At 67.1% G+C, this 24,181-nt stretch carries 25 protein-coding genes; 15 read left to right on the top strand and 10 right to left on the bottom strand.

The features are described 5' to 3' along the window. Position 1: 1 nt before the first annotated feature. Genes AC4GY7_RS04785 through AC4GY7_RS04765 form a run of 5 tightly spaced genes read left to right on the top strand, consistent with a single transcriptional unit; the run spans position 2 to position 5,590 of the window. Positions 2–1,615: a type II and III secretion system protein family protein gene (locus AC4GY7_RS04785; protein ID WP_491112245.1), complete on the top strand. Its 1,614-nt coding sequence runs from the start codon at positions 2–4 to the stop codon at positions 1,613–1,615. Positions 1,616–1,636: 21 nt separating this feature from the next. Beyond that, positions 1,637–2,278 (top strand): CpaD family pilus assembly protein, encoded by a 642-nt coding sequence (locus tag AC4GY7_RS04780; protein ID WP_443585055.1) that lies wholly within the window; start codon positions 1,637–1,639, stop codon positions 2,276–2,278. A gap of 1 nt (position 2,279) precedes the next feature. Next, positions 2,280–3,563: a CpaE/TadZ family protein gene (locus AC4GY7_RS04775; RefSeq protein ID WP_491112244.1), complete on the top strand. Its 1,284-nt coding sequence runs from the start codon at positions 2,280–2,282 to the stop codon at positions 3,561–3,563. Positions 3,564–3,612: 49 nt separating this feature from the next. Continuing rightward, positions 3,613–4,587, top strand: a complete 975-nt coding sequence (locus AC4GY7_RS04770; protein WP_491112243.1) for a type II secretion system F family protein — start codon at positions 3,613–3,615, stop codon at positions 4,585–4,587. A gap of 22 nt (positions 4,588–4,609) precedes the next feature. Further along, entirely contained in the window at positions 4,610–5,590 is a 981-nt protein-coding gene (locus tag AC4GY7_RS04765; protein WP_443585052.1) for a type II secretion system F family protein, read from the top strand. 54 nt (positions 5,591–5,644) lie between these two features. Here AC4GY7_RS04765 and AC4GY7_RS04760 read toward each other — a convergent pair whose 3' ends face one another. Then, positions 5,645–5,863 carry a BrnA antitoxin family protein gene (locus AC4GY7_RS04760; protein WP_491112242.1) on the bottom strand — a complete coding sequence of 73 codons (219 nt, stop codon included), beginning with the start codon at positions 5,861–5,863 and terminating at the stop codon, positions 5,645–5,647. A 157-nt stretch (positions 5,864–6,020) separates the two neighbouring features. Between AC4GY7_RS04760 and AC4GY7_RS04755 the strand changes: the two genes are divergently transcribed. Together AC4GY7_RS04755 and AC4GY7_RS04750 are read left to right on the top strand one after the other, a co-directional pair. Then, positions 6,021–6,395, top strand: a complete 375-nt coding sequence (locus AC4GY7_RS04755) for a hypothetical protein (RefSeq protein WP_491112241.1) — start codon at positions 6,021–6,023, stop codon at positions 6,393–6,395. 41 nt (positions 6,396–6,436) lie between these two features. Continuing rightward, positions 6,437–8,089, top strand: a complete 1,653-nt coding sequence (locus AC4GY7_RS04750) for a thiamine pyrophosphate-binding protein (RefSeq protein WP_491112240.1) — start codon at positions 6,437–6,439, stop codon at positions 8,087–8,089. 91 nt (positions 8,090–8,180) lie between these two features. On the opposite strand, the gene AC4GY7_RS04745 is transcribed toward AC4GY7_RS04750, so the two are convergent. The 3 genes from AC4GY7_RS04745 to thiS form a co-directional block, all read right to left on the bottom strand. Further along, positions 8,181–8,390 carry a hypothetical protein gene (locus tag AC4GY7_RS04745; RefSeq protein ID WP_491112239.1) on the bottom strand — a complete coding sequence of 70 codons (210 nt, stop codon included), beginning with the start codon at positions 8,388–8,390 and terminating at the stop codon, positions 8,181–8,183. A 986-nt stretch (positions 8,391–9,376) separates the two neighbouring features. Further along, a complete protein-coding gene (locus AC4GY7_RS04740) occupies positions 9,377–9,559 on the bottom strand; it encodes a CsbD family protein (RefSeq protein WP_443585047.1) in 183 nt (60 codons plus the stop codon). A 121-nt stretch (positions 9,560–9,680) separates the two neighbouring features. Further along, positions 9,681–10,688 (bottom strand): sulfur carrier protein ThiS, encoded by a 1,008-nt coding sequence (thiS, locus tag AC4GY7_RS04735; protein ID WP_491112238.1) that lies wholly within the window; start codon positions 10,686–10,688, stop codon positions 9,681–9,683. Between the two features lie 126 nt (positions 10,689–10,814). Here thiS and aroQ point away from each other — a divergent pair, with 126 nt between their 5' ends. From aroQ to AC4GY7_RS04695, 8 genes are all read left to right on the top strand, one after another. Beyond that, positions 10,815–11,249, top strand: coding sequence for a type II 3-dehydroquinate dehydratase (gene aroQ / locus AC4GY7_RS04730; RefSeq protein WP_443585045.1), 435 nt, complete (start codon positions 10,815–10,817; stop codon positions 11,247–11,249). A 14-nt stretch (positions 11,250–11,263) separates the two neighbouring features. Further along, positions 11,264–11,761 (top strand): acetyl-CoA carboxylase biotin carboxyl carrier protein, encoded by a 498-nt coding sequence (accB, locus tag AC4GY7_RS04725; RefSeq protein ID WP_491112237.1) that lies wholly within the window; start codon positions 11,264–11,266, stop codon positions 11,759–11,761. Between the two features lie 5 nt (positions 11,762–11,766). Then, the gene (gene accC, locus AC4GY7_RS04720; protein WP_491112236.1) at positions 11,767–13,116 is read left to right on the top strand and encodes an acetyl-CoA carboxylase biotin carboxylase subunit; all 1,350 of its coding nucleotides are present in this window, start codon (positions 11,767–11,769) and stop codon (positions 13,114–13,116) included. 651 nt (positions 13,117–13,767) lie between these two features. Next, a complete protein-coding gene (locus AC4GY7_RS04715; RefSeq protein ID WP_491112235.1) occupies positions 13,768–14,028 on the top strand; it encodes an HdeA/HdeB family chaperone in 261 nt (86 codons plus the stop codon). Positions 14,029–14,174: 146 nt separating this feature from the next. Beyond that, positions 14,175–14,510 carry an arsenate reductase family protein gene (locus tag AC4GY7_RS04710; RefSeq protein WP_491112234.1) on the top strand — a complete coding sequence of 112 codons (336 nt, stop codon included), beginning with the start codon at positions 14,175–14,177 and terminating at the stop codon, positions 14,508–14,510. Between the two features lie 481 nt (positions 14,511–14,991). Continuing rightward, positions 14,992–15,330, top strand: coding sequence for a P-II family nitrogen regulator (locus tag AC4GY7_RS04705; RefSeq protein WP_115377572.1), 339 nt, complete (start codon positions 14,992–14,994; stop codon positions 15,328–15,330). Between the two features lie 123 nt (positions 15,331–15,453). Then, entirely contained in the window at positions 15,454–16,866 is a 1,413-nt protein-coding gene (gene glnA / locus AC4GY7_RS04700; RefSeq protein WP_443585040.1) for a type I glutamate--ammonia ligase, read from the top strand. A 253-nt stretch (positions 16,867–17,119) separates the two neighbouring features. Then, positions 17,120–17,419, top strand: coding sequence for a hypothetical protein (locus AC4GY7_RS04695; protein WP_443585039.1), 300 nt, complete (start codon positions 17,120–17,122; stop codon positions 17,417–17,419). A 24-nt stretch (positions 17,420–17,443) separates the two neighbouring features. On the opposite strand, the gene AC4GY7_RS04690 is transcribed toward AC4GY7_RS04695, so the two are convergent. The 6 genes from AC4GY7_RS04690 to rpiA form a co-directional block, all read right to left on the bottom strand. After that, on the bottom strand, positions 17,444–18,190 hold the full coding sequence (locus AC4GY7_RS04690; RefSeq protein ID WP_491112233.1) for an HAD-IIB family hydrolase: 747 nt from the start codon (positions 18,188–18,190) through the stop codon (positions 17,444–17,446). Further along, the gene (locus tag AC4GY7_RS04685) at positions 18,187–19,008 is read right to left on the bottom strand and encodes a Cof-type HAD-IIB family hydrolase (RefSeq protein WP_491112232.1); all 822 of its coding nucleotides are present in this window, start codon (positions 19,006–19,008) and stop codon (positions 18,187–18,189) included. The genes AC4GY7_RS04690 and AC4GY7_RS04685 overlap by 4 nt, the downstream gene beginning before the upstream one ends. Then, positions 19,005–20,006, bottom strand: a complete 1,002-nt coding sequence (gnd, locus tag AC4GY7_RS04680; RefSeq protein WP_491112798.1) for a phosphogluconate dehydrogenase (NAD(+)-dependent, decarboxylating) — start codon at positions 20,004–20,006, stop codon at positions 19,005–19,007. Before gnd ends, AC4GY7_RS04685 begins: the two co-directional genes overlap by 4 nt. A gap of 146 nt (positions 20,007–20,152) precedes the next feature. Beyond that, entirely contained in the window at positions 20,153–21,277 is a 1,125-nt protein-coding gene (gene tal, locus AC4GY7_RS04675; RefSeq protein WP_491112231.1) for a transaldolase, read from the bottom strand. Next, positions 21,270–23,345 carry a transketolase gene (tkt, locus tag AC4GY7_RS04670; RefSeq protein ID WP_491112230.1) on the bottom strand — a complete coding sequence of 692 codons (2,076 nt, stop codon included), beginning with the start codon at positions 23,343–23,345 and terminating at the stop codon, positions 21,270–21,272. The genes tal and tkt overlap by 8 nt, the downstream gene beginning before the upstream one ends. A 72-nt stretch (positions 23,346–23,417) precedes the next feature. Beyond that, positions 23,418–24,095, bottom strand: a complete 678-nt coding sequence (gene rpiA, locus AC4GY7_RS04665; RefSeq protein WP_491112229.1) for a ribose-5-phosphate isomerase RpiA — start codon at positions 24,093–24,095, stop codon at positions 23,418–23,420. Between the last annotated feature and the right edge of the window lie 86 nt (positions 24,096–24,181).

Genomic DNA, 24,181 nt, shown 5'->3' with positions numbered 1-24,181 from the left:
GATGCGTAACCTCGTATCGTCCTGCGCGCTGGGCCTCGCGCTCGCCGCCGCCGCCGGGGGCATGGCCGACGCCCGGCCGACGCCGGGTGCGCCGGCAGGCCCGGCCCGCTCGGTCGCCACGTCCAGCGTGGTGCAGGTCAACACCGGCCGCGGCCGCCTCGTCACCCTGTCGCGTCCGATGAGCGACGTGTTCATCGCCGACGAGACGATCGCCGACGTGCAGGTCCGCTCGCCGACGCAGCTCTACATCTTCGGCCGCAAGACCGGCGAGACGACGATCTCGGCGACCACCAGGAGCGGCGCGGTCGTCTACGCCACCACCGTGCGCGTCGGGCAGAACATCGACTCGATCGGCGCGATGCTGCAACTGGCGATGCCGGAGGCGCAGGTGTCGGCGACGCCGATGAACGGCCTCGTCCTCCTCACCGGCACGGTGGCGCAGCCCGCCGACGCGGCGGAGGCGGAACGTCTGGTGCAGGCCTTCGTCGGCGAAGGCACCAAGGTGCTGAGCCGCCTCAAGACCGCGACGCCGCTGCAGGTGAACCTCCAGGTGCGTATCGCCGAGGTCAACCGCAGCTTCTCCAAGAACGTCGGCATGAACCTGACGACGATCGACGGGACGAGCGGCTTCAAGTTCGGCCTGGGCAGCGGCCGCGCGCCGGCGAGCACCTATACCACCGATCCCAACCTGCCGCTCGGCGTGGGCGGTGCGGTGCAGGGCTATACGATCGATCCGGTCACCGGATCGGTCGTGCAAAAGGCCGGCACGACGATCACGCCCGGCAGCCAGCGCACCACGGTCGGCGGCCTTACCAAGCTGCTCGGCCTCAACATCCTGGGCGCGCTCGATCTCGGTGAAACCGTCGGCCAGGTGTCGACGCTCGCCAACCCCAATCTCACCGCCTTGTCGGGCGAGACGGGCACGTTCCTTGCCGGTGGCGAAGTGCCGATCCCGATCGCGGGCGGCCTCGGCACCGTGTCGGTCGAATACAAGCAATATGGCATCAGCCTGTCCTATACGCCCACGGTGCTGGCCGACGGCCGCATCTCGCTGCGCGTACGCCCCGAAGTATCGCAGCTCGATTATTCAAATGCGGTGACGATCAGCGGCACCCGCGTGCCGGGGCTCAGCACGCGCCGGGCCGAAACCACGCTGGAACTGGGCTCGGGCCAGTCGATGATGATCGGCGGCCTGCTCCAGAACAGCCACAACAACAGCTTCGACAAGACGCCGGGCCTTGGCGACGTGCCGATCCTCGGCGCGCTGTTCCGGTCCAATGGCTGGCAGCGCAACGAGACCGAGCTGGTGATCGTCATCACCCCGTATTTGGTGAAGCCGGTCAACAACCTCGCCGATATAAAGCTGCCGACCGACGGCTATCGGGCGCCGACCGATCTCGGCCGCGTATTCATGGGTGAACTCGGCTCCGGCGTCAGCGGCGGGCAGCGGCCCGTGCCGACGATGGCGCCGGGCGCCGTCGCGGCGCCCACGCCGACGATCGGCGCGACCGCGCCGGCTCCGGTGCTGCCGCTATCCGACCGGCGGCGCAGCGAGGCCGACGCCCGTCAGCAGCGCAAGAAGGGTGCGGCTCCCGCCCCCGGCTTCTCCAACTGATCCTGTGCGAGGACTGAACCGATGACCAAGCGTACGATCCTCCTCGCGAGCATGGCGCCCGCCCTGCTGCTCGGCGGCTGCATGGGCACGCAGAACCGCGGCGTCGAATCGGTGCACCAGCCGGTCGTGCACCGGCAGGATTATGCACTCGACCTCGCCACCGCCAACGACCGGCTGGCCGCCGGCGAATCGCGGCGGCTCGCCGGATGGCTGAACTCGATGCGGCTCGGCTACGGCGATCGCGTCTCGATCGACGATCCCGCCGGCCAGGGCGCCGGCGCCCGCGAGGACGTGGCGAGCATCGTCGCCAGCTACGGCCTGCTCCTGTCGGACGATGCGCCGGTGACCAACGCGCCGGTGGCGGCGCATGCCGTGCGCGTCGTCGTCAGCCGCTCGCGCGCCGAAGTGCCGGGCTGCCCGGACTGGTCGCGCGATGCCAGCCACGAATTCGAAAGCAATACGTCGTCCAACTACGGCTGCTCGGTGAACAGCAACCTTGCCGCGATGATCGCGCAGCCGGAGGACCTGATCCGCGGCCGCAGCGGCACCGGCACGATCGATACCGCCACGTCGGCCAAGGCGATCGAGGCGTATCGCAAGGCCGGTCCGACCGGCAACGGCAACACCGTGAAGGCCGAGAGCGCCCGCGGGGGAGGCAATTGATATGAACGCGCCATGGAAGCCGGCTGGCGTCGGCCATCGCGAACCCTTCGCCGCCTATGTCTGCGACGAAACCACCGCAGAGACGCTGCGGCCGATCGCCTCCGAACTCGGCTGGTCGGTCGACAAGGTCAGCAAGGGCGGCCTGCGCAATGCGGTGCAGTCGCTGTCTGTGTCGGCCAGCCCGCAGATCCTGTTCGTCGACCTGGCCGAATCGGGCGATCCGCTGAACGACATCAACGCGCTCGCCGAAGTGTGCGAGCCCGGCACGGTGGTGATCGCCGCCGGGCAGGTCAACGACGTGCGGCTGTACCGCGATCTTGTGGCGAGCGGCATCCAGGATTACCTGCTGAAGCCGCTGCACCCCGATGCGCTGCGCGATGCCTTCGGCCATGCCCAGGCGATGCTCAACGCGCCCAAGGCGGCCGAGGCGGCCGTCGACCGGCCGCATTGCGCAATCGCGGTGATCGGCACGCGCGGCGGCGTCGGTGCATCCACCGTCGCCACCTCGCTCGCCTGGCTGCTCAGCGAGCGCGAGAAGCGCTCCACCGCGCTGCTCGACCTCGACGTGCATTTCGGCACCGGTGCGCTGACGCTCGACCTGGAGCCCGGCCGCGGCCTCACCGACGCGATCGAGAATCCCAGCCGCATCGACGGCCTGTTCATCGAGCGTGCGATGGTGAAGGCGACCGAAAAGCTCGCCGTCCTCTCCGCCGAGGCGCCGATCAACGCGCCGCTGATGACCGATGGCGCCGCCTTCTACCAGTTGCAGGAAGAGATGCGCGCCGCCTTCGAGGCGACCGTCGTCGACCTGCCGCGCGGCATGCTGGTCCAGCATCCCCATCTCATCAGCGACATCCAGGCCGCCGTGGTGGTAACCGAGCTGACGCTCGCCGCCGCGCGCGACACGATCCGCATCCTCTCCTGGCTGAAGAGCAACGCGCCGCAGACGCACGTCACCGTCGTCGCCAACCGCCTTCACGCCTCGGGCCAGCTGGAGATCAGCCGCAAGGATTTCGAGGGCTCGATCGAGCGTCGCATCGACTGCGTCATCCCGTTCGACCAGAAGCTGGCGGCGCAGGCGGCAAAGCTCGGCAAGCCCTTCGCCGAAGCGGGCAAGAATTCGAGGACGGTCGCCCCGATCCTCGACCTTGCCCGCCATGTCCTCAGCGCTGGCGAGGAACTGGTCGCGGGCAAGGACGGCAAGGGCGGCGGCAAGGGTGCCGGCGGCGGCAAGTCGCTGATCGGCGGCCTGTCCGCGCTGCTGCCCAAGCGCGCCAAGAAGTAAACGTCGCCGCCCCCGGGCGGCCCACCAACCGGAGGCGAGAAACGCCGCGATGGACCTGTTGCCCCTCCTGATGCTCTCGATCGGTGCCACGGTCGCGCTCGGCCTGGTGCTGTTCGCGTTTGCGGGGCCGTCGCCGCAGCGTGCGCAGAGCCGCCGCCTCGCCGCGATGCGCGAGCGGCATGGCGACAGCGCCACCGTCGCCGAGGCCCAGATGCGCCGCATCACCGCCGGGCGCGCGCAAACCAAGACCGACGTCGCCTTCGGCCGGCTGCTGCCCAATCCCGCCGAACTCGCCAAACGCCTGGCGATGACCGGGCGCGACTGGACGGTCGGGCAATATGGCATGGCCAGCGCCGGGTTGATCGTCGTCGTTGCCGGGCTGATGTGGCTGAAGGGCGCACCGATCCTGCTTGCACTGCTGTTCGGCCTCGCCGTCGGCGCCGGCCTGCCGCATTGGCTGGTCGGTCATTTCATCAAGCGCCGCGTGGCCAAGTTCACCGCCAAATTCCCGGACGCCATCGAATTGCTCGTCCGCGGCCTGCGGTCGGGCCTGCCCGTCACCGAGACGATCGGCGTCGTCGGCAACGAGGTGGAAGGCCCGGTCGGCGAGGAATTCCGCATGGTGTCCGACAAGATGAAGATCGGCAAGTCGATGGACGCGGCGTTGCAGGACACCGCCGACCGGCTCGGCACGCCCGAATTTCAGTTCTTCGTCATCACCATCGCCATCCAGCGTGAAACCGGCGGCAACCTTGCCGAAACGCTCGCCAATCTTGCCACGGTGCTGCGCCAACGCGGCCAGATGAAGCTCAAGATCAAGGCGATGTCGTCGGAATCCAAGGCGTCCGCCTATATCGTCGGCGCCCTGCCCTTCATCGTCTTCGGCATGATCTGGGTCATCAACCAGAACTACATGCAGAACTTCTTCGTCGACCCGCGCCTCATCATCACCGGCATCGGTGGCCTGGTATGGATGGGCATCGGCGTGTTCATCATGGCCAAGATGGTCAGCTTCGAGATCTGACGGAAAGACTGGGACAACCGACATGCAGGCTTCCGGACCGACGCTGATGGGCATCGACGTTTTGTGGGTTGCGACGATCCTGTCGGGCGTCGCCGCCTTTGCGGTGATGCTCGCGATCTACGCCGTCACCACCGTCAGCGATCCCATGACCAAGCGCGTCAAGGCGCTGAACGACCGCCGCGAACAGCTGAAGGCCGGCATCACCGCCTCCACCAAGCGGCGCGCCAAACTGGTCCAGCGCAACGACACCACCGACCGCATGCGCAGCCTGCTCTCCTCGCTGAAGGTGCTGCAGGACAGCCAGGTCAAGGAAGCGCAGGTCAAGCTGATGCAGGCCGGCATCCGCTCCAAGGAATGGGCGGTCGGCGTGATCTTCGGCCGGCTGGCGCTGCCGATCGTGTTCGGCGGCCTTGCCGTGCTGATCGTCTATGTCCTCGATTATTTCCCCGCCTGGTCGCCGCTGAAGCGCTACGGCCTCGTCGCGGTGACCACGGTCCTCGCCTACAAGGCGCCCGACATCTTCCTCAAGAACAAGATCACCAAGCGCAGCGATGCGATCCGCAAGGGCCTGCCCGATGCGCTCGACCTGCTGGTGATCTGCGCCGAAGCCGGCCTCACCGTCGATGCCGCCTTCCACCGCGTCGCCAAGGAACTGGGCCGCGCCTATCCCGAACTGGGCGACGAATTCACCCTGACCGCGATCGAGCTGGGCTTCCTCACCGAACGGCGCCAGGCGTTCGAGAACCTCGCGACCCGCGTCGACCTGGATGCGGTGAAGGGCGTCGTCACCACGATGATCCAGACCGAGAAATACGGCACCCCGCTCGCCAGCGCGCTGCGCGTCCTGTCCGGCGAATTCCGCAACGAACGCATGATGCGCGCCGAGGAAAAGGCCGCGCGCCTCCCCGCCATCATGACGATCCCGCTGATCCTCTTCATCCTGCCGACGCTGTTCATCGTCATCCTCGGCCCCGCCGCCTGCTCGATCAGCGACGCCTTCTGACGAAGATCATAACCGGTACGAAAGGCACGCGGGGGCGAATAGGAGCGGTCGCGCTCAAATCTGCCTCGCGGCTACCAATTGGATGAGCGCGGCATTCACGCGGGTCTGCCATCCGGGTCCGCTGCCGCGTAGATGCTCGACCGTCGCCGCATCCAGGCGGATTTTGATCTCCACCTTCGGCGCTTCCAGTCTCGGACCGCGTCGGGACGGCATCATGCCGGCCATGAACGCCGCGTCCAGAGACGGATTGTCGTCGTCGATTTCGATCTCCATGAATCATTGTGCACCCATTCAATTTCGTCGCCAACCGACTTGGCGGTCGAAAGCCGGTCGTCGTCCGCATTGAGGATCAATTGGGACCGGCAGCATGCCCTCCGATGAACCAACCCTCACCGCCGTCGTTATGCCCCCGTAACAGGGAGGCACCGGCATGCTCTTCACCACCACCACGCAACTCGCCGCACTGGCGCTGTGCCTGATCGCAGGCTGGTTCTTCGGGCTCGCCAGCAGCGGCGGCGGCAAGAAGTGGAAGGCGCGCTATGCCGCCGAGCGCGAGGCGCATGCCGGCTATCGCAAGCAGGGCGATACCAGCCTGTCCGCCGCCAACGCCCGCATCGCCGAGTTGGAGCGCGAGAACGCCCGCCTCGCCCGCGCCGCCGAGACGGCGCCCGTCGCCGCCCCCGTCGCACCCGCGCCGACGCTGGCGGAGCGGGTCACCGGCCGCCGGCAGACCGCCGCCCGCCCCGCCTATCCCGCCGGGCAGCGGCCGGGCTGGTTCGACTTCGGCGGCCGTTCGCGCCTCTGATCCGGCTCGACACCGCCGCCCGGCCCGGCGATAGTCGCGGGATGGAGAGACAGACCCGTACCGGCGGCCGCATCCTGGTCGATCAATTGCTCGCGCAAGGGTGTGAGCGCATCTTCACCGTGCCCGGCGAAAGCTTCCTCGCGGTGCTCGACGCGCTGCACGATACGCCGGCAATCGAAACCGTCGTCTGTCGGCAGGAAGGCGGCGCGGCGTTCATGGCCTGCGCCGACGGTACGCTGACCCATCGGCCCGGCATCGCCTTCGTCACCCGCGGCCCCGGCGCCACCAACGCGGCGATCGGCGTGCACGTCGCCCGCCAGGATTCGCAGCCGATGATCCTGTTCATCGGCGACGTCGACCGCGGCACCCGCGACCGCGAGGCGTTTCAGGAAGTGAATTTCCAGGCGATGTTCGCGCCGCTCGCCAAATGGGCGGCGCGGATCGACGATGCCGCCCGTATCCCCGAATATGTCGCCCGTGCCTATGCGGTGGCGATCAACGGTCGGCCGGGGCCGGTGGTGCTCGCCCTGCCCGAGGACATGCTGCTCGACACCGTCGAGGCGATCGACCGGCCGCGCGTCGAGCGGCTGGCGCAGGGCTGCGACGAGGATGCGCTGGCGCAGCTCGCCGATCTGCTCGCCACCGCGGAACGTCCGCTCGCGATCGTCGGCGGCGCCGGCTGGGACGGGGTCGCCGCACAGGATTTCGCCGCCTGGGCCGATCGCACCGGGGTGCCCGTCGCCGCCGCCTTCCGCCGGCAGGATGCGATCCCCAACGCCTGCCCCAGCTATGCCGGCAACCTGGGCTACGGCCCCAATCCGAAGCTCGTCGCGCGGGTCAAGGCGGCGGACCTGCTGATCGTCGCTGGCCCGCGCCTGGGCGAGGCGACGACGGACGGCTATACGCTCGTCACCCCCGATCACCCCGGCCAGCGCCTCGTCCACGTCCACCCGGATGCGGGCGAGCTCGGCATGACCTATCGCACCGACCTTTCGATCCCGGCGACCATGGCGGAATTCGCCGAGGCGCTCGCCGGCATCGACGGACCGCCGCACCCCGGCGGGTCGGAGGCGCATGCCGAATGGCGCGCCTGGTCGACACCCGCACCGCGCGATGGCGTGGCGCTCGACCTTGGCCCCTGCGTCGCGGCGATGCGCGAGGCGCTGCCCGCCGATACGATCATCTGCAACGGCGCCGGCAATTACAGCGGCTGGTGGCACCGCTACTGGCCCTATGCCGCGCCCGGCACGCAGCTGGCACCGACCTCCGGCGCGATGGGCTATGGCCTGCCGGCCGCGGTCGCCGCCGCCTTGCGTCACCCCGAGCGGCAGGTGGTCGCGCTCGCCGGCGACGGCTGCTTCCTGATGAACGGGCAGGAGCTCGCCACCGCGGTTCAGCATGACGCATCCTTGCTGGTGCTGGTCATCGACAATGGCGGTTACGGCACGATCCGCATGCACCAGGAGCGCGAATTTCCCGGTCGCGTCTCCGCCACCCGCCTCGCCAACCCCGATTTCGCGGCGCTCGCCCGCGCCTATGGCTGCTGGGCGGAGACGGTGGAGCGCACCGCGGACTTCGCCGATGCGCTCGCCCGCGCGCAGGCGCAGCGCGGCGTACGCCTGCTGCACCTCAAGACCGATATCGAGATCATCACCGCCGGCACCACCCTGTCCGCCATCGCCGGCCGGGGCTAGCGGCAGACGGCATAAGCCCGCATTGTCCGCCGGGCTTTGCAGCTGATCCGTACCGTTTTCCGCGATTCAGTCGGGGCAGCCTACGAAGGCCCTACGCGCCGGACTTGCCGACCCGTGCACCGGCAGCGCGCCCCGGCAACGGCGCCGCCAGATCCCCCGGACTGCCCGCACCGGCGATCGCGATCACGTCATCCGCTTCGGCCACCTCGAAGCCGACGTCTTCCAGCGCGAGCTTCAGGTGGATGCGGGTCAAATGGTCGGCCTCTTCGAACGCGAAGGCCCAGTCTTCCGGCTTACTCATGCGAACGTTAACTCAAGATAGAATCAGCCGTTCCGCCATTAACCACCAAAGTGGTTCGGTCGTGAGACGACCTGAATCGCTGCGCCGACGAACCGTCAGCGGCGGCATGGCCGCAGCCGGTTCGCGGTCGTAGCTTGCTAGGCGCGATCGACATTCGAGATGAGGGGTCTCTTCATCCTCCCCCGCCAGGGGGAGGATGGCTGCCGGCTTCGGGTGAAGGCGCATGCCAACCCAGTATCCTTCGTCACCCCGGACTCGTTCCGGGGTCCACCGCGCCGCAAAATCAAGAGCGTATGGTGTGCGGGACGGTGGATGCCGGACCAAGCCCGGCATGACGGAGGATTGAAGATCGCGGATCGGACAGCCCATATGCGATAGCTCTTCCCGCAAAGGACTAGGCCCGATCGACGTTAAAGATGAGGAATGCTTTTCAGCCCTCCCCCGCCAAGGCGCATCGGGTTGAATGGCCCCTGCCATTCAACCCGATGCGGTGGCGCCGAAGGCGACGGAGGGGGGACGCACAAGGCTGGTGGTCGGCTACCTCCCCCTCCGTCAGGCTGCGCCTGCCACCTCCCCCTGGCGGGGGAGGATTGAAGGTCGACTGGTCCTAGTTCGGCACCGCTGACGAAGCCTTGCCGGGGGACGAACCGGTCGGTCGCAACGCGTTTCGCCTGCGCCGGGTTCCAGAGTGGACAGGCCTCCCCCGCCGTGGCTCGCATGCGGTGCCGATCCCCGCCTGCCGATATCGGCGCGCACGACGATATGCGCCCGTCGCGGGTCCTCGATCCGGCCGCCAACTCTGCCAGTGAGGGCAGGCTGTACCCACTGGCCCCTGCTCGGGTAATCGGCCTTGGCCGGCTTGAGGTGTCCCGCAGCGATCAGGGCCGAGGCCAGCGGCATCGATACGGCGGCGCGTCCTTTGGCGACAAAGGAAAGGGCCGCTCCGCTTCCCGGAACGGCCCTTCATGGCGTGTTCGTCGATCCGATCAGATGTCGTCGCCGAGCGCGCCCTTGACCTTGCCCTTGAACTGCTCGCCCTTGCCTTCGACCTGTTGGGCCTTGCCCTCGGCGGCCATGTCGCCGTCGTTGTTGTGCTTGCCGATGGCTTCCTTCACGTTGCCGATGGCTTCGTTGATGTTGCCTTTGATCTTGTCGGTGAGTTCGCCCATGAGAACCTCCTGCGGTGACGTGCCCCGCCAGCCGGGCCACTTGATCTACAGCAGGACAACGGGTCTGGGTTGGACCGGTTCCGTGACAAATGCTTCAGGGTCGGCGGCGACGTCTTTTGCCTCAGATCAACCCGGCGAGCGGGCTTGAGGGGTCGGCATAGCGCCGCTGCCCCATCCGCCCGGCGCGATAGGCGAGCCGCCCCGCCTCTACCGCGCGTGCCATCGCCGCCGCCATCATCACCGGATCCTTCGCCTCGGCGATCGCGGTGTTCATCAGCACGCCGTCGCAGCCCAGCTCCATCGCCACCGCCGCGTCCGACGCGGTGCCGACACCGGCATCGACCAGCACCGGCACGCCCGCGCCCTCGACGATCAGGCGGATGGTGATGCGGTTCTGGATGCCCAGCCCCGATCCGATCGGCGCGCCCAGCGGCATGATCGCGACCGCACCGGCATTCTCCAGCCGCTTCGCCGCGATCGGATCGTCGACGCAGTAGACCATCGGCTTGAAGCCTTCGTTGGCCAGGATCTCGGTCGCGCGCAGCGTCTCGTGCATGTCGGGATACAGCGTCTTCGCCTCGCCCAGCACCTCCAGCTTCACGAGGTCCCAGCCACCCGCCTCGCGCGCCAGCCGCAGCGTGCGTATCGCGCTTTCCGCATCGAAGCAGCCCGCGGTATTGGGCAGGTAGGTGACCCGCTTGGGATCGATGAAGTCGGTCAGCATCGGCGCGTTGCGGTCGCTGACGTTGACGCGCCGCACCGCGACGGTGACGATCTCCGCACCCGAGGCCTCCAGCGCGGCGGCATTCTGCGCGAAGTCCTTGTACTTGCCGGTGCCGACGATCAGGCGCGACCGGAACGTCTTGCCGGCGACGGTCCACGTGTCGTCCGCGATTTGCGTCTGGTGGTCGCCGCCGCCCACAAAGTGGACGATCTCGATGTCGTCGCCATCCTCGACGCGCACATCAGCCAGCGTCGAGCGCGGCACCACCTCCAGGTTGCGCTCCACCGCGACCTTTTCGGGCACCAGCCCCAGCTCGGTGGCCAGATCGGCGAGGCTGAGGCCTGCTGTGACGCGCTTGTGCTCGCCGTTCACGGTGATCGATACGGTGCCGTCGCTATGGGCCATGACGCTTGGAACTCCTTGCTGCGCTCCATCTAGGCGCGCGATTCCGGCTGTCCACCCTCACGCACCCTGTGCATCGACGGAGAAGCCAGCTTTGCGCCCCCGCAAAACGACGATACACCCGCCGCCATGACCGACACGATCTTCGTCCTCAACGGCCCAAACCTCAACCTGCTCGGCACCCGCGAGCCGGAGATCTACGGATCGGACACGCTCGACGATATCGCCGGCCAGCTGGAGGATCGCGCCCGCGACCTCGGACTGGAGATCGACATGCGCCAGTCCAACCACGAAGGGCATCTCGTCGACTGGCTGCACGAGGCGCAGGCGACCGGCGCCAAAGCGGTGATCCTCAACGCCGGCGCCTTCACCCACACCTCGGTCGCGGTGCACGATGCGATCAAGGGCATCCGCACACCGGTGATCGAGGTGCACCTGTCCAACCCGCACACCCGCGAAGCCTTCCGCCACCTGAGCTACGTCGGCCGTGCCGCAAAAGGCACGATCGCCGGCTTTGGCGCGTTGTCCTATGTGCTTGCGCTTGAAGCGGCGGCGCGGTTCTGACAGGAGGCCTCCCCATGACCGACCAGACCCAGAAAACTGACGGCGCAGGTGCCATGCAGGTCGACGTAGACCTCGTGCGCCAGCTCGCCGAGCTGCTCGACGCGACGCACCTCACCGAGATCGAGGTGGAAGAGGGCGACCGCAAGATCCGCGTCGCGCGCAAGGCCGCGGCGCAGGCCGCGCCCGTCTACGCCGCGCCGCCACCCGCCGCGCCCGCGCCCGTCGCAGCAGCACCGGTCGCCGCCGAAGCCGGCGCGATGGCCCCCACCGTGGCGTCCGCCAATGCGGTCAAGTCGCCGATGGTCGGCACCGCCTATCTCGCCGCCGAGCCCGGCGCCAAGCCGTTCATCGCGGTCGGCCAGAGCGTCGCTGCGGGCGACACTCTGCTGATCGTCGAGGCGATGAAGGTGATGAACCCGATCACCGCGCCGACCGCCGGCGTCGTCCGCCAGGTGCTGATCGAGAACGGCCAGCCGGTCGAATTCGACCAGCCGCTCGTGGTGGTCGAGTAAGTCTGTTGCGTCCGATCAAGAAACTGCTGATCGCCAACCGCGGCGAGATCGCGCTGCGCATCCACCGCGCCTGCCACGAGATGGGGATCAAGACGGTGGCGGTGCACTCCACCGCCGATGCCGACGCGATGCACGTCCGCCTCGCCGACGAGGCGATCTGCATCGGACCGCCGGCGGCGATCGACAGCTATCTCAACATCCCCAACATCATCTCGGCGGCAGAGATCAGCGGCGCCGACGCGATCCACCCCGGCTACGGCTTTCTCAGCGAGAACGCGCGCTTCGCCGAGATTGTCGAGCTGCACAACCTGCTGTTCGTCGGCCCCAAGCCCGAACATATCCGCACCATGGGCGACAAGGTGGAGGCCAAGCGCACCGCCGGCGCGCTCGGCCTGCCGCTCGTCCCCGGTTCGGACGGCGCGATCACCGACGTCGCCGAGGCGAAGGCGCTCGCCGAGCGGATCGGCTACCCCGTCATCATCAAGGCGGCATCGGGCGGCGGCGGCCGCGGCATGAAGGTCTGCACCGGCCCCGACACGCTCGAAACGCTGATGCAGCAGGCCGGCACCGAGGCGAAGGCCGCGTTCGGCGACGCCACCGTCTACATGGAAAAATACCTCGGCAACCCGAGGCATATCGAATTCCAGGTCTTCGGCGACGGCAACGGCAACGCCATCCACCTGGGCGAACGCGACTGTTCGCTCCAGCGCCGCCACCAGAAGGTGCTGGAGGAAGCGCCCTCCCCCGTCATCAGCGCCGCCGAGCGCGAACGGATGGGCGGCATTGTCGCCAAGGCGATGGCCGACATGGGCTATCGCGGCGCCGGCACCATCGAATTCCTGTGGGAAGACGGCGAATTCTACTTCATCGAGATGAACACCCGCCTGCAGGTGGAGCATCCGGTGACCGAGATGATCACCGGCCTCGACCTGGTGCGCGAACAGATCCGCATCGCCGAGGGGCATCCGCTGACCCTGCGTCAGCAGGACGTGCAGTTCCGCGGCCATGCGATCGAATGCCGCATCAACGCCGAGGATCCGCGCACCTTCGCCCCCTCGCCCGGCCTCGTGAAGCAATATCACGCGCCCGGCGGCATGCACGTCCGCGTCGATAGCGGCCTGTACGCGGGCTACAAGGTGCCGCCTTATTACGATTCGATGATCGCCAAGCTGATCGTCTACGGCACCACCCGCGAAGGCTGCCTGCGCCGCCTGCGCCGGGCGCTGGAGGAATTCGTCATCGAGGGTCCGACGACCACGATCCCGCTGCACCAGGCGCTGCTCGACGATCCCGAATTCCAGAACGGCCAATATACGATCAAGTGGCTGGAGGAATGGCTGGCCCAGCAGGGCTGACCGTTCACAAGACCACATCGACGCCTGCACATCGCCCCTCTCCTCTCGCCAGGGAGAGGGCGTTGCGCCACGCAGGCCTGCGCCTCGCTCCCCCAACCCCACACCGGCAAGCCTCGTAGAAGTCCCCGTCCGAGGCGGGGCTATCGCATATCGCGAGGACGACCGCCGGCTTCAGGTAAAGGGGCATGCCATCCCGATAGTCTCCGTCACCCCGGACTCGTTCCGGGGTCCACCGTGCCGCAAAACCCATAGCGTCTGGGTATGCGGCACGGTGGATGCCGGAACACGTCCGGCATGACGGAGGATAGAAGAACACCACCGCGGATCAGACAGCGCAATGCGATGACCCTGCCGGTCGGGAGAGGAAGCATACGCGCCAATACTCCAGATTCTTCAACAACCTGCCCTCACTATACTGTTCTTGCTGCTGAACAACCAACATGACGCTTGCATGAAATCACTTTCAGCAAGAAACCGCTCGCCACGATCTGCATTATACCCGCTGCCTATAACACGGGAGTAAGTCAGATGATGAAGACTCGGGTTTTTGCAACGATCGCCGTCGGCGCCATGCTCGCCGTATCTTCGGCCAGCATCGCCGCTCCATTGCAAGTCAAGGAAAAGGCTCAGGTTCCCGGCAGGAACGGGTCGATGACCAACATCGAACTGCTCAAGACCGGCAAGCATCTCGAAACCGTCAGTTGCCGCGACTTCGGCCTGCTCGACGAAAGCTTCCGTCCGCAAGCGGTTGTGTATGCGGCCAATTACGGCCCCAAGGGCAAGGCGCATCCGACCGTGACGCTCGATGGCGTCGAGAATGTCGTCCCCCTCGTCGTCCAGCAGTGCAAGGCGCAGCCGGGCAACCGCTTCATGAGCGCCGTGAAGATGGCGATGAAGAACGCACGCAAGTAGGCCGATGCCGGCCGCTCCGGCCAACGGCAGCGGCCTGAGTGAAGCATGGTGGAGGGATCGCGGCACCGCAGGCATGCGCGACGCCGTCCCTCCACCATCGCTTTGCGCCATCTCCCCTCGCACAAGCGGGGATGGTAAGCCCGGATATGCACGCCACCATCTATCACAATCCCCGCTGCTCGAAATCGCGCGAAGCCCTTGCCCTGCTCACCGAAGCCGGCGCGGACGTGACCATCGTCGAGTATCTGAAGCACCCGCCTACCGTCGCGACGCTGTCGCGACTCTACGCGCTGGCCGGCCTGTCCCCCCGCGAAGGGCTGCGCATGGCGGAACCCGCCGCCAAGGGGCTCGCGGCCCGCGATGATGCGGCGATCCTCGAAGCCATGGCGATCGATCCGATCCTCATCGAACGCCCGCTGGTCGAAACCGACAAGGGCGTCGTCCTCGCCCGCCCGCCGGAACGGGTCCGCTCCATTCTCTGAACTGCGGCGCTCTGTCGATCAGGGCCGGGCTGCGATCCGCGACCCTACAGCTGCGCCATCAGTCATTCCGCTTGGATGTCGAGCGTTGTCCCTGACCCGTTTGCCCTGAGCTCGTCGAAGGGCAGGCTTCGACAAACGGTACGCATGCGGCGAGAGGCCCTGTATCGCCGGCGCTGTCCTACACGCCGCCGAACCGCTATCCTGCCGCCATGCCCAGCTCGCCCCTCCGCGTCCGCCAGTCCCCCGCGGGACCGCGCGGGGAGCGATTCCGAGGGGGACGTGTCGTAAACTTCGCCAACTTCCGCGGGTGCGACTCGGTATGCGGCGGCGCCCTGCCCGATGATCGGGCATCCCCTGCGACCCTGCCCGTTTTGCAGGCAGCAGACGGCGCCGAATCCGCATTGCCCCGAGGGGCGCCGGCTGGCACGTTTGGTGCAATACCCGCGCTCGGGGCGAGGGTTCAGTCGAGGGGCGTGTTCCGGTGAAGAAGGTCGAAGCCATCATCAAGCCGTTCAAGCTGGATGAGGTGAAGGAAGCGCTGCACGAGATCGGGGTCAGCGGCATCACCGTGACCGAGGCCAAGGGCTTCGGCCGGCAGAAGGGCCACACCGAATTGTACCGGGGCGCCGAATATGTCGTCGATTTCCTGCCCAAGGTGAAGCTGGAGGTGGTCGTCGACGATGCGCTCACCGAACGCGTCGTGGAGGCGATCGCCGCCGCCGCCCAGACCGGGCGGATCGGCGACGGCAAGATCTTCGTCATCCCGGTCGAAACCGCGCTGCGCATCCGCACCGGCGAACGCGATGAAGCGGCGATCTGACCATTCTCCCCTCCCGCCTGCGGGAGGGGTCGGGGGAGGGCCTGTCCACCCCTTCGTATCTTTAACATGCCCTCCCCTAGCCCCTCCCGCGGGGCGGGAGGGGAACACGAGGAAGACGACCACATGGCTGCGACTGCCAACGACATCCTGAACAAGATCAAGGACGAAGAGATCGAGTGGGTCGATCTGCGCTTCACCGACCCCAAGGGCAAGTGGCAGCACCTGACCATGGTCGCCTCGGTCATGGGCGAAGACGAATGGACCGACGGGCTGATGTTCGACGGCTCCTCGATCGAGGGGTGGAAGGCGATCAACGAATCGGACATGGTGCTGAAGCCCGATCTCGACGCGATCTACACCGATCCCTTCTCGGCGACGCCGATGCTGATCGTGTTCTGCGACGTGGTCGAGCCTTCGACCGGTGAGCTGTATGCCCGCGATCCGCGCTCGACCGCCAAGCGCGCCGAGGCGTATCTCAAGACCACCGGCATCGGCGACACCGTCTATGTCGGTCCGGAAGCCGAATTTTTCATGTTCGACAACGTGCAGTTCGACACGAACTATGCCGGCTCCTACTTCAAGATCGACGACATCGAGCTGCCGACCAACACCGGTCGCGAATATGAAGGCGGCAATCTCGGCCACCGTCCGCGCGCCAAGGGCGGCTATTTCCCGGTCGCGCCGGTCGACTCCGCCGTCGACATCCGCGGCGAGATGGTGTCGACCATGCTCGAGATGGGCCTGCCCTGCGACAAGCACCACCACGAGGTGGCCGCCGCGCAGCACGAGCTCGGCCTCACCTTCGGCACGCTGACCACCACCGCCGACCGCATGCAGATCTACAAGTACGTCGTGCACCAGGTCGCGCATGCCTATGGCAAGTCGGCGACCTTCATGCCCAAGCCGATCAAGGAAGATAACGGCTCGGGCATGCACACCCACTTCTCGATCTGGAACGGCAGCAAGCCGCTGTTCGCGGGCGAGGGTTATGCCGGCCTCAGCGAGATGTGCCTGTATTTCATCGGCGGCATCATCCGTCACGCCAAGGCGGTGAACGCCTTCACCAACCCGACGACCAACAGCTACAAGCGCCTGGTGCCGGGTTACGAGGCGCCGGTGCTCCTCGCCTATTCGGCGCGCAACCGCTCGGCCTCGTGCCGCATCCCCTACGGCACCGGCCCCAAGGCGAAGCGCGTCGAAGTGCGCTTCCCGGACGCGATGGCCAACCCCTATCTCGCCTATGCGGCGCTGATGATGGCGGGCATGGACGGCATCCAGAACAAGATCCATCCGGGCGAAGCGATGGACAAGAACCTGTACGACCTGCCGCCGGCAGAGCTCGCCCAGGTTCCGACCGTGTGCAGCTCGCTGCGCGAAGCGCTGGAGAGCCTGACCGCAGACCACGACTTCCTGCTCAAGGGCGACGTCTTCTCCAAGGACCAGATCGAAGCCTATGTCGAGGTCAAGTGGGCCGAGGTCGCACGCTGGGAAATGACGCCCAGCCCGGTCGAGTATGACATGTACTACAGCGCCTGAGCGTGCCGAGCCGGCACGCGGTGCGGCTCGCCGCACAGGCGCTGTCGGCCAGCCTCGCGGCACGCGAGGACTGACGGCGTGGCTCCGCCACGCCGCCGCCCGAAGGAGGGGGCGCCCGCCAACAGCGTGCGCCCCTTCTTATTGACCGAGCCCTCAGGAACGGGCTGTCCTACACCGCACAAGCCCGCTATCGGCCGCCCATCCCGAGCAGATGCGGCCCTGCCGCCCTCTCGCGCACTGGAGGACGACGACCATGGCCAAGCGATTCTGGGCTCAGCTAATCGAGATGGACGAGGCGATCGAGCCGGCCAGCATTCCCGGCGTGGCCGATCACGAGAGCGCGGCGGACGCGCTGGTCACCGACTTCGTCGGCGCGATGGGTGGCGAGATCACCAGCGGCGCGGTGCGCGTCTGGGTGGAGGGCGGCGCCGAGAAGATCTACGACTGGCGCGCCGAGTTCGAGATGCCCGACACCTCGGACCTCGATGATGACGAGGATATCGAGGTGGAGGGCGAGATCGTCCTCACCGAACGGGTGCAGCGCCCCAGCTGACCGGGGCGCCGCACCGCCTTCAGGTCATTTCTGGCAGGCGACGACCGCGGCGATCACCGACAGCGTCTCCTCCGGATCGCGCACGCGCACGGTGTCGAGGCCCAGTTCCTTCGCCGGATAATCGTTGCCGCCGGGGAAGATGGCATCGCCGATGAACATCATCGCATCGAGCGCGATGCCGCTTTCGTCGCGCAGCTTCTTGAGCCCATAGGCCTTGTCGACACCCTCACGCGTGATGTCGATCGAGGTCGCGCCGCCCATGTTGATCGACAGGCCCGGCAGGCGCTGCTTGAGATCGGCCTGGATGACCTTGCGCTTCTCGAACTTGGGGTCCCAATGCTCCTTCTCGGCGACCGGCGCCTGCTGGCCGAGCGCGGAAAAGGTGATCTGGCTGCCGCGATCCTCGATCCGCTCGCCCCAGGTCCGCTCGGGCACGAAGCCGGTCGCCTCCAGCGATTCATCGAACGCCTTGAGGATCTTCGCCTTCGTGTCCTCGTCGAACAGCTCGGCATAGACCGACCCCCATTCGCCGTCGCGATGGGTGTAGAGCTTGGTGCCGGTGGTCGGCATCAGCCACAGCTTCGACAGGTCGGCGCGTGCCGGCAGGCGGCTCGCTACCTGCTTCTGGAACTGCGGCCAGTCGCCGCCGGAGATCACCGCCACATTCGCAACGCCGAGCAGGTCGGCCAGCGCCTCCCCCATCGGCTCCTGCAAGGGCTGCTTGCTCTCGGCCAGCGTTCCGTCGAGGTCGAAGGCAACCAGCTGCTTCATGAAGATACTCCGATGCGGGGAAAGATGATCGTGTCGATCGCGTGCGCGACACCGTCGGCGTCGTTGCCGGCCGTGACGTGATCGGCGAGCGCTTTGACCGGATCGGGGGCATTGCCCATCGCGATCGCGAGGCCGGCGCGCTCCAGCATCGGCACGTCGTTATATTGGTCGCCGAGCACCGCCACCGCATCGAGCGGCTGGTCGAAGGTCGCGGCGAGCGCCACCAGCCCGTCGCCCTTGTTGGCGGCGAGCGCGGTGACATCGAGATAATAGGGCTGGCTCTGTACGATCGTCGCGTCCGCGCCATGCGCCGCCTTGCAGCGCTCAGCGAGATCGGCGAGCATCGCATGATCGTCGCTGACGAAGGTCACCTTGTCGGCGCGGTCGACCAATGCGGAAAAGTCGGTGGTAACGACCGGTTCCTGGTTGGATGCCACCCGTTCGTGCTGGACATGCTCGCCTGCGTCCGTCGAGGCATACCAGCGATCGTCGGCGAAGACCCAGGTGTCGACCGTGCTGTCGGCGGCGATCTCGAGCACGCCGCGGACCGCCGCGGCATCGATGACGTGATGTTCGGCGATGCTGCCGTCGCGGCGGAAGATGATGCCGCCGTTGAAGGCCGCCATCGGTTCGTCGATCCCCAGCGTGTCGGCGATCGGCATGATCCCCGACATGGGCCGCGCGCTGATGACGGTGAAGCCGATGCCGGCCTCCTCCAGCCGCCGGACGGCGTCGGTCGTCGCGGGGGTCAGTTGCTTCTGCTTGTCGACGAGGGTGCCGTCGATGTCCGATACGACCAGCCGGATGCCTGCGCTCACTGCGGCATCTCGACATGGCCGCCGAACCCGAAGCGCATGGCGGAAAGCACCTTGTCGCCATAGGTGTGCTCGATGCGGCTGCGGTAGCGGGCGAAGAGCGATGCGGTGAGGACGTTGGCGGGCACCTTCTCCTCCATCGCGGCATCGATCGTCCATTGACCCTCGCCCGAATCGGCGACGCTGCCCGAGAAGCTTTCCAGTTGCTCGTCCTTGGCGAGCGCGATCGCGGTGAGGTCGAGCAGCCAGGAGGAGATGACGCTGCCGCGGCGCCATACCTCGGCGATATCGGTCATGTTGAGGTCGAAGCGTTCATCCTCGGGCAGCTTGTCGCTGTTCTTCGATTTCAGGATGTCGAAGCCCTCGGCATAGGCCTGCATCAGGCCGTATTCGATGCCGTTGTGGACCATCTTGACGAAATGGCCGGAGCCGGCCGGCCCGGCGTGGATATAGCCCTTTTCGGCGCGTGGGTCGACGGCATCGGCGACGCGGCCGGGGGTGCGGGTGATCGAGCCGAGGCCGGGAGCGAGCGCGTCGAACACCGGATCGAGCAGTTCTACCGTCTCGGTGTCGCCGCCGATCATCATGCAATAGCCGCGCTCCAGCCCCCACACGCCGCCGGAGGTGCCGACGTCGACGTAATGCACGCCCTTCTCGCTGAGCGCCTTGGCGCGGCGGATATCGTCCTTGTAGAAGGTGTTGCCGCCGTCGATGATGATGTCGCCGTCGGTCGCGCCCTCGCCGATCGCCGCGATCGTATCTTCGGTCGGGCCGCCGGCAGGCAGCATCACCCACCAGATCGCCGGGCTGTCGAGCCTGGCGCGGACGTCGTCGAGCGAACTGGCGGCCTCCGCCCCGTCCTTGGCGAGGGCCTGCACCGCTTCGGCGCTGCGGTCATAGGCGACGACCTGATGGCCTGCCTTCATGAGCCGGCGCGCGATGTTGCCGCCCATGCGGCCGAGGCCGATCAGTCCGATCTTCATGTCTGCTATCCTGCGGATGAGTGGATGGAGGGTAGAACCCGGCGGGCGCGAAGTTGTTGCGACCCCGGCCCAGGTTCGGCCGAAGGTCACAAAAGTCGCGCCCGGAGGGTCTGGAAGGTCACAAAAGTCGCACCGAAGAGGGTGTTTCCGCCCCCCAGCTCCTTTTACGCCTCCGCCGGCTGTTTTGCGGCGATGGAACCCAGCAGGTCGTCAAAGGCCTTGGCGAAGGAGGCGACGCCCTCCGCCACCAGCGTGTCGGTGACGCCGGTGAGGTTGAGGCCGAGCCGGTCGGCTTCCGCCAGGACTCGGCGCGCCTCCTCGACGTCCTGCTCCAGCGTCGGTGCGACCGTGCCGCGTTCGCGGAACGCGTCCATGGTCGCCGGCGGCATGGTGTTCACCGTGTCGCGGCCGATCAGCGTGTCGACGTAGAGCGTGTCGGGATAGGCCTTGTCCTTCACCCCGGTCGATGCCCACAGCAGCCGCTGCGGCTGCGCGCCCTTAGCGGCAAGTGCTTGCCATCGTTCGGATTTCTCGAAATCGAGGAACCATTGATACGCCATCTTGGCATTGGCGATCGCCACCTTGCCGCGCAGGCCCTTCAGCGTCTCCGCCTCGGGATCGTTCTCGGCCACGCGGCGATCGATCTCCTTGTCGATCATCGTGTCGATCCGGCTGACGAAGAAGCTCGCGACGCTGGCGATCCGATCGATCGGCTGACCGTTCTTCACGCGCTCCTCAAGGCCTGCGGCATAGGCCTCGGCGACGCGGATGTAGGCGTCGAGGGCGAACAGCAACGTGACGTTGACGTTGATCCCCTTGGCGATCGTCGCGCTGATCGCGGGGCCGCCGGCAAGCGTGCCGGGGATCTTGATCATCAGATTGGGGCGGTCGACGGCATGCCACAGCTTCTCCGCCTCGGCGATCGTCGCATCGGTATCGTCGGCGATATAGGGCGACACCTCCAGGCTGACATAGCCGTCCTTGGCATCGAGCCGGTCGTAGACCGGCCGCAACGTCTCGGCCGCCGCCTTGATGTCCTGGATCGCCAGCGCTTCGTAGCGGTCGATCGTCGCCGCGCCGGCATGCGCCTTGTCGAATTCGGCGAGGCTGCCGTCATAGGCATCGCCATGACCCATCGCCTTTTCGAAGATCGACGGGTTGGAGGTGACGCCGGTCAACCCGTCCTCGGCGACCAGCTTGTCGAGGCCCTTCGCCTCGAGGAACTTGCGGTCGACGAAGTCGAGCCACACCGCGGTGCCCGCGGCGGAAAGGTCGCTCAGCTTACCCATTGGTCTTCTCCAGCATCGCGCGCGCCACCTTGACGACATTGTCGACGGTGAAGCCGTATTTGTCCTGCAGCTTGGATATGGGGGCGGAGGCGCCGAACGTCGACATGGTGATCGTGCGGCCGTCGAGACCGACGAAGCGGTGCCAGCCGATCTCGCCCGCCTGCTCCACGGCGAGGCGTGCGGTGACGGCCTTGGGCAGCACGCTTTCCTTGTACTCGTCGGACTGGAGCTCGTAGCGATACCAGCTCGGCAGGGACACGACGCGGCTCTTGACCCCGTCTGCCTTGAGCTGTTCGTGCGCCTTGACGACCAATGCCAGTTCGCTGCCCGTAGCGATCAGGATGACATCCGGCGTGCCGTCACAGTCGGCAAGGACGTAGCCGCCCTTCATCACGCCTTCCGCGGGTGCATATTTGCTGCGGTCGAGCGTCGGCAGCGCCTGGCGCGAGAAGATCAGCGCGGTCGGGCGACTGGCGTCCTCCAGCGCGGCGCGCCACGCATAGGCGACCTCGTTGGCGTCGCCGGGGCGGATCGTGTCGAGGCCGGGGATCGCGCGCAGCGTCGCGAGATGCTCGATCGGCTGGTGGGTCGGACCATCTTCGCCGACGCCGATTGAATCATGGGTGAACACCCAGATGCTGGCGAGTTCCATGATCGCCGACAGGCGGATCGGCGGGCGCATATAGTCGGCGAAGACGAGGAAGGTGGAGCCATAGCTGCGCAGGTGCGACAGCGTCATGCCGTTGACGACGCCGCCCATGCCGTGTTCGCGGACGCCGAAGTGGAAGTTCTGGCCACCGTAATTGTCGGCCTCGAACGAGGGCTTGCCCTTGATGTCCGTCTTGGTCGACGGCGCGAGGTCGGCGGAGCCGCCGATCAGCCACGGCACCTTGGCAGAGAGCGCGTTCAGCACCTTGCCACCGGAGTCGCGGCTGGCGAGGCCCTTTTCATCCGCCGGGAATTCCGGGATGTCCGCATCCCAGCCGTCCGGCAGCTTGTCCTTGAGCATCAGGTCGAGTTCGGCGGCGAGCGCCGGCTCGGCTTCGCGATATTTGGCGAAGGTCTGCTCCCACGCCTCGCGCAATGCGGTGCCGCGGTCGGCGAGCGCGCCGTGGAAATGCTCCGCCACACCTTCGGGGACGTAGAAGCTCTTGTCCTCGGGCCAGCCATAGGCCTTTTTGGTGGCGCGGACATTGTCCTCGCCGAGCGGCTCGCCGTGTGCCTTCTCGCTGCCGGCCTTGGGGCTGCCCCAGCCGATCACCGAATGGACGACGATGAAGGTCGGGCGGTCGCTGGTCGCCTTGAACGTCTCGATCGCCTTGGCGAAGGCCTGGGTGTCGTTGGCGTCGTCGAGATGGATGACGTTCCAGCCATAGGCCTGGAAGCGCAGGCCGACATCCTCGTCGAAGGCAAGGTCGGTGCCGCCCTCGATCGAGATGTGGTTGCTGTCGTAGATCCAGCAGAGATTGGAAAGCTTGAGGTGGCCGGCGAGGCTCGCCGCCTCGGCCGCGACGCCTTCCATCATGTCGCCGTCGCCGCACAGCGCGTAGACGTCATGGTCGAACAGCGTGAATTCGGGGCGGTTGTAGCGCGCGGCGAGCCAGCGTTCGGCGATCGCCATGCCGACCGAGTTGGAGCAACCCGCGCCGAGCGGGCCGGTGGTCGTCTCGACACCGGTGGTGTGGCGATATTCGGGATGGCCGGGCGTCTTGGAGGACAGCTGGCGGAAGCCCTCGATATCCTCGAGGCTGACGGCGGGCTTGCCGGTCTTGTTGCCGTCGGCATCGATCTCTTCGATCCCGGCGAGATGGATCAGGCTGTAGAGCAGCATCGAGGCATGGCCGACCGACAGCACGAAGCGGTCGCGATTGGGCCAGTCGGGCCGCGAGGGATCGTAGCGCAGGAACTGCGACCACAGCGTGTAGCCGACCGGCGCCAGCGCCATCGGCGTGCCGGGGTGGCCCGAATTGGCCTTTTGCACCGCGTCCATCGACAGCGTGCGGATGGTGTCGATCGTGAGGCGTTCCAGCGAGCCGTCTTCGTGGATCGCGTTGGTGGTATCGGTCATGGGAATGAAAGCCCTCGCTCTAGCCCTGCGTCGAACGCCTGCACGCCCGATCCGTTGCGGATGCCGCCGCCTTTAGCGAGGCGGATCGCCCCGTTCCAGCCGCGAAACGACCTCGCCCGTTGCGATATAGGCGGCGTCGACCTCGGCAAGGAACAGGCCGTGGCCGAGCACGCCGGGGATCGCATCCAGCCAAGCCGCTGTCTTTGCAGGATTATCCAGGTCGAGGCGGCAATCGGCGATCCAATTGCCATTGTCGGTGGCATAGGGCGTATCGCCGCGCATCCGCAGCGCCGCCCCCTCCCCCAACACCGCCAGCAGCGAGGCGCGGGCGAAGGGCAGGATCTCCACCGGTACCGCCGCGGCGCCGATCGCCGCCACCCGCTTGGACGCATCGGCGATCACCACCATCCGGTCCGAAGCGGCGGCGACGACCTTCTCGCGCAGCATCGCGCCGCCCGCCCCCTTCACCGCATACAGCCGCGCATCGATCTCGTCGGCGCCGTCGATGGTGAGGTCGACCCGCGGCACGTCGGCGAAGTCGAGCATCGGGATACCGAGGTCGCGCGCCAGCGTCGCGCTGGCCTGCGAGGTGGCGACGGCACGGACCGCCAGCCCTTCGCCGACGCGCGCGGCAAGCGCCCGGATCGCATGCGTCGCGGTGGACCCCGTACCCAGCCCGACGAGCATGCCGGCCTGCACCTCGGCCACTGCCGCGAGGGCCGCAGCCGCCTTTTCCGCCTCGATCGTCATGGCCGCTTCCTTTCCGCACTGCGACAATTTGCGACATTAATAACGCGGGGCTCGGGTTGCATTTCCGCGCCGTTCGTCGCCATTGG

It is taken from the genome of Sphingomonas sp. SP5, assembly GCF_058313455.1.
Note: the sequence above shows the minus strand (reverse complement) of the source record. Positions and strands in the feature narration are given on the sequence as shown.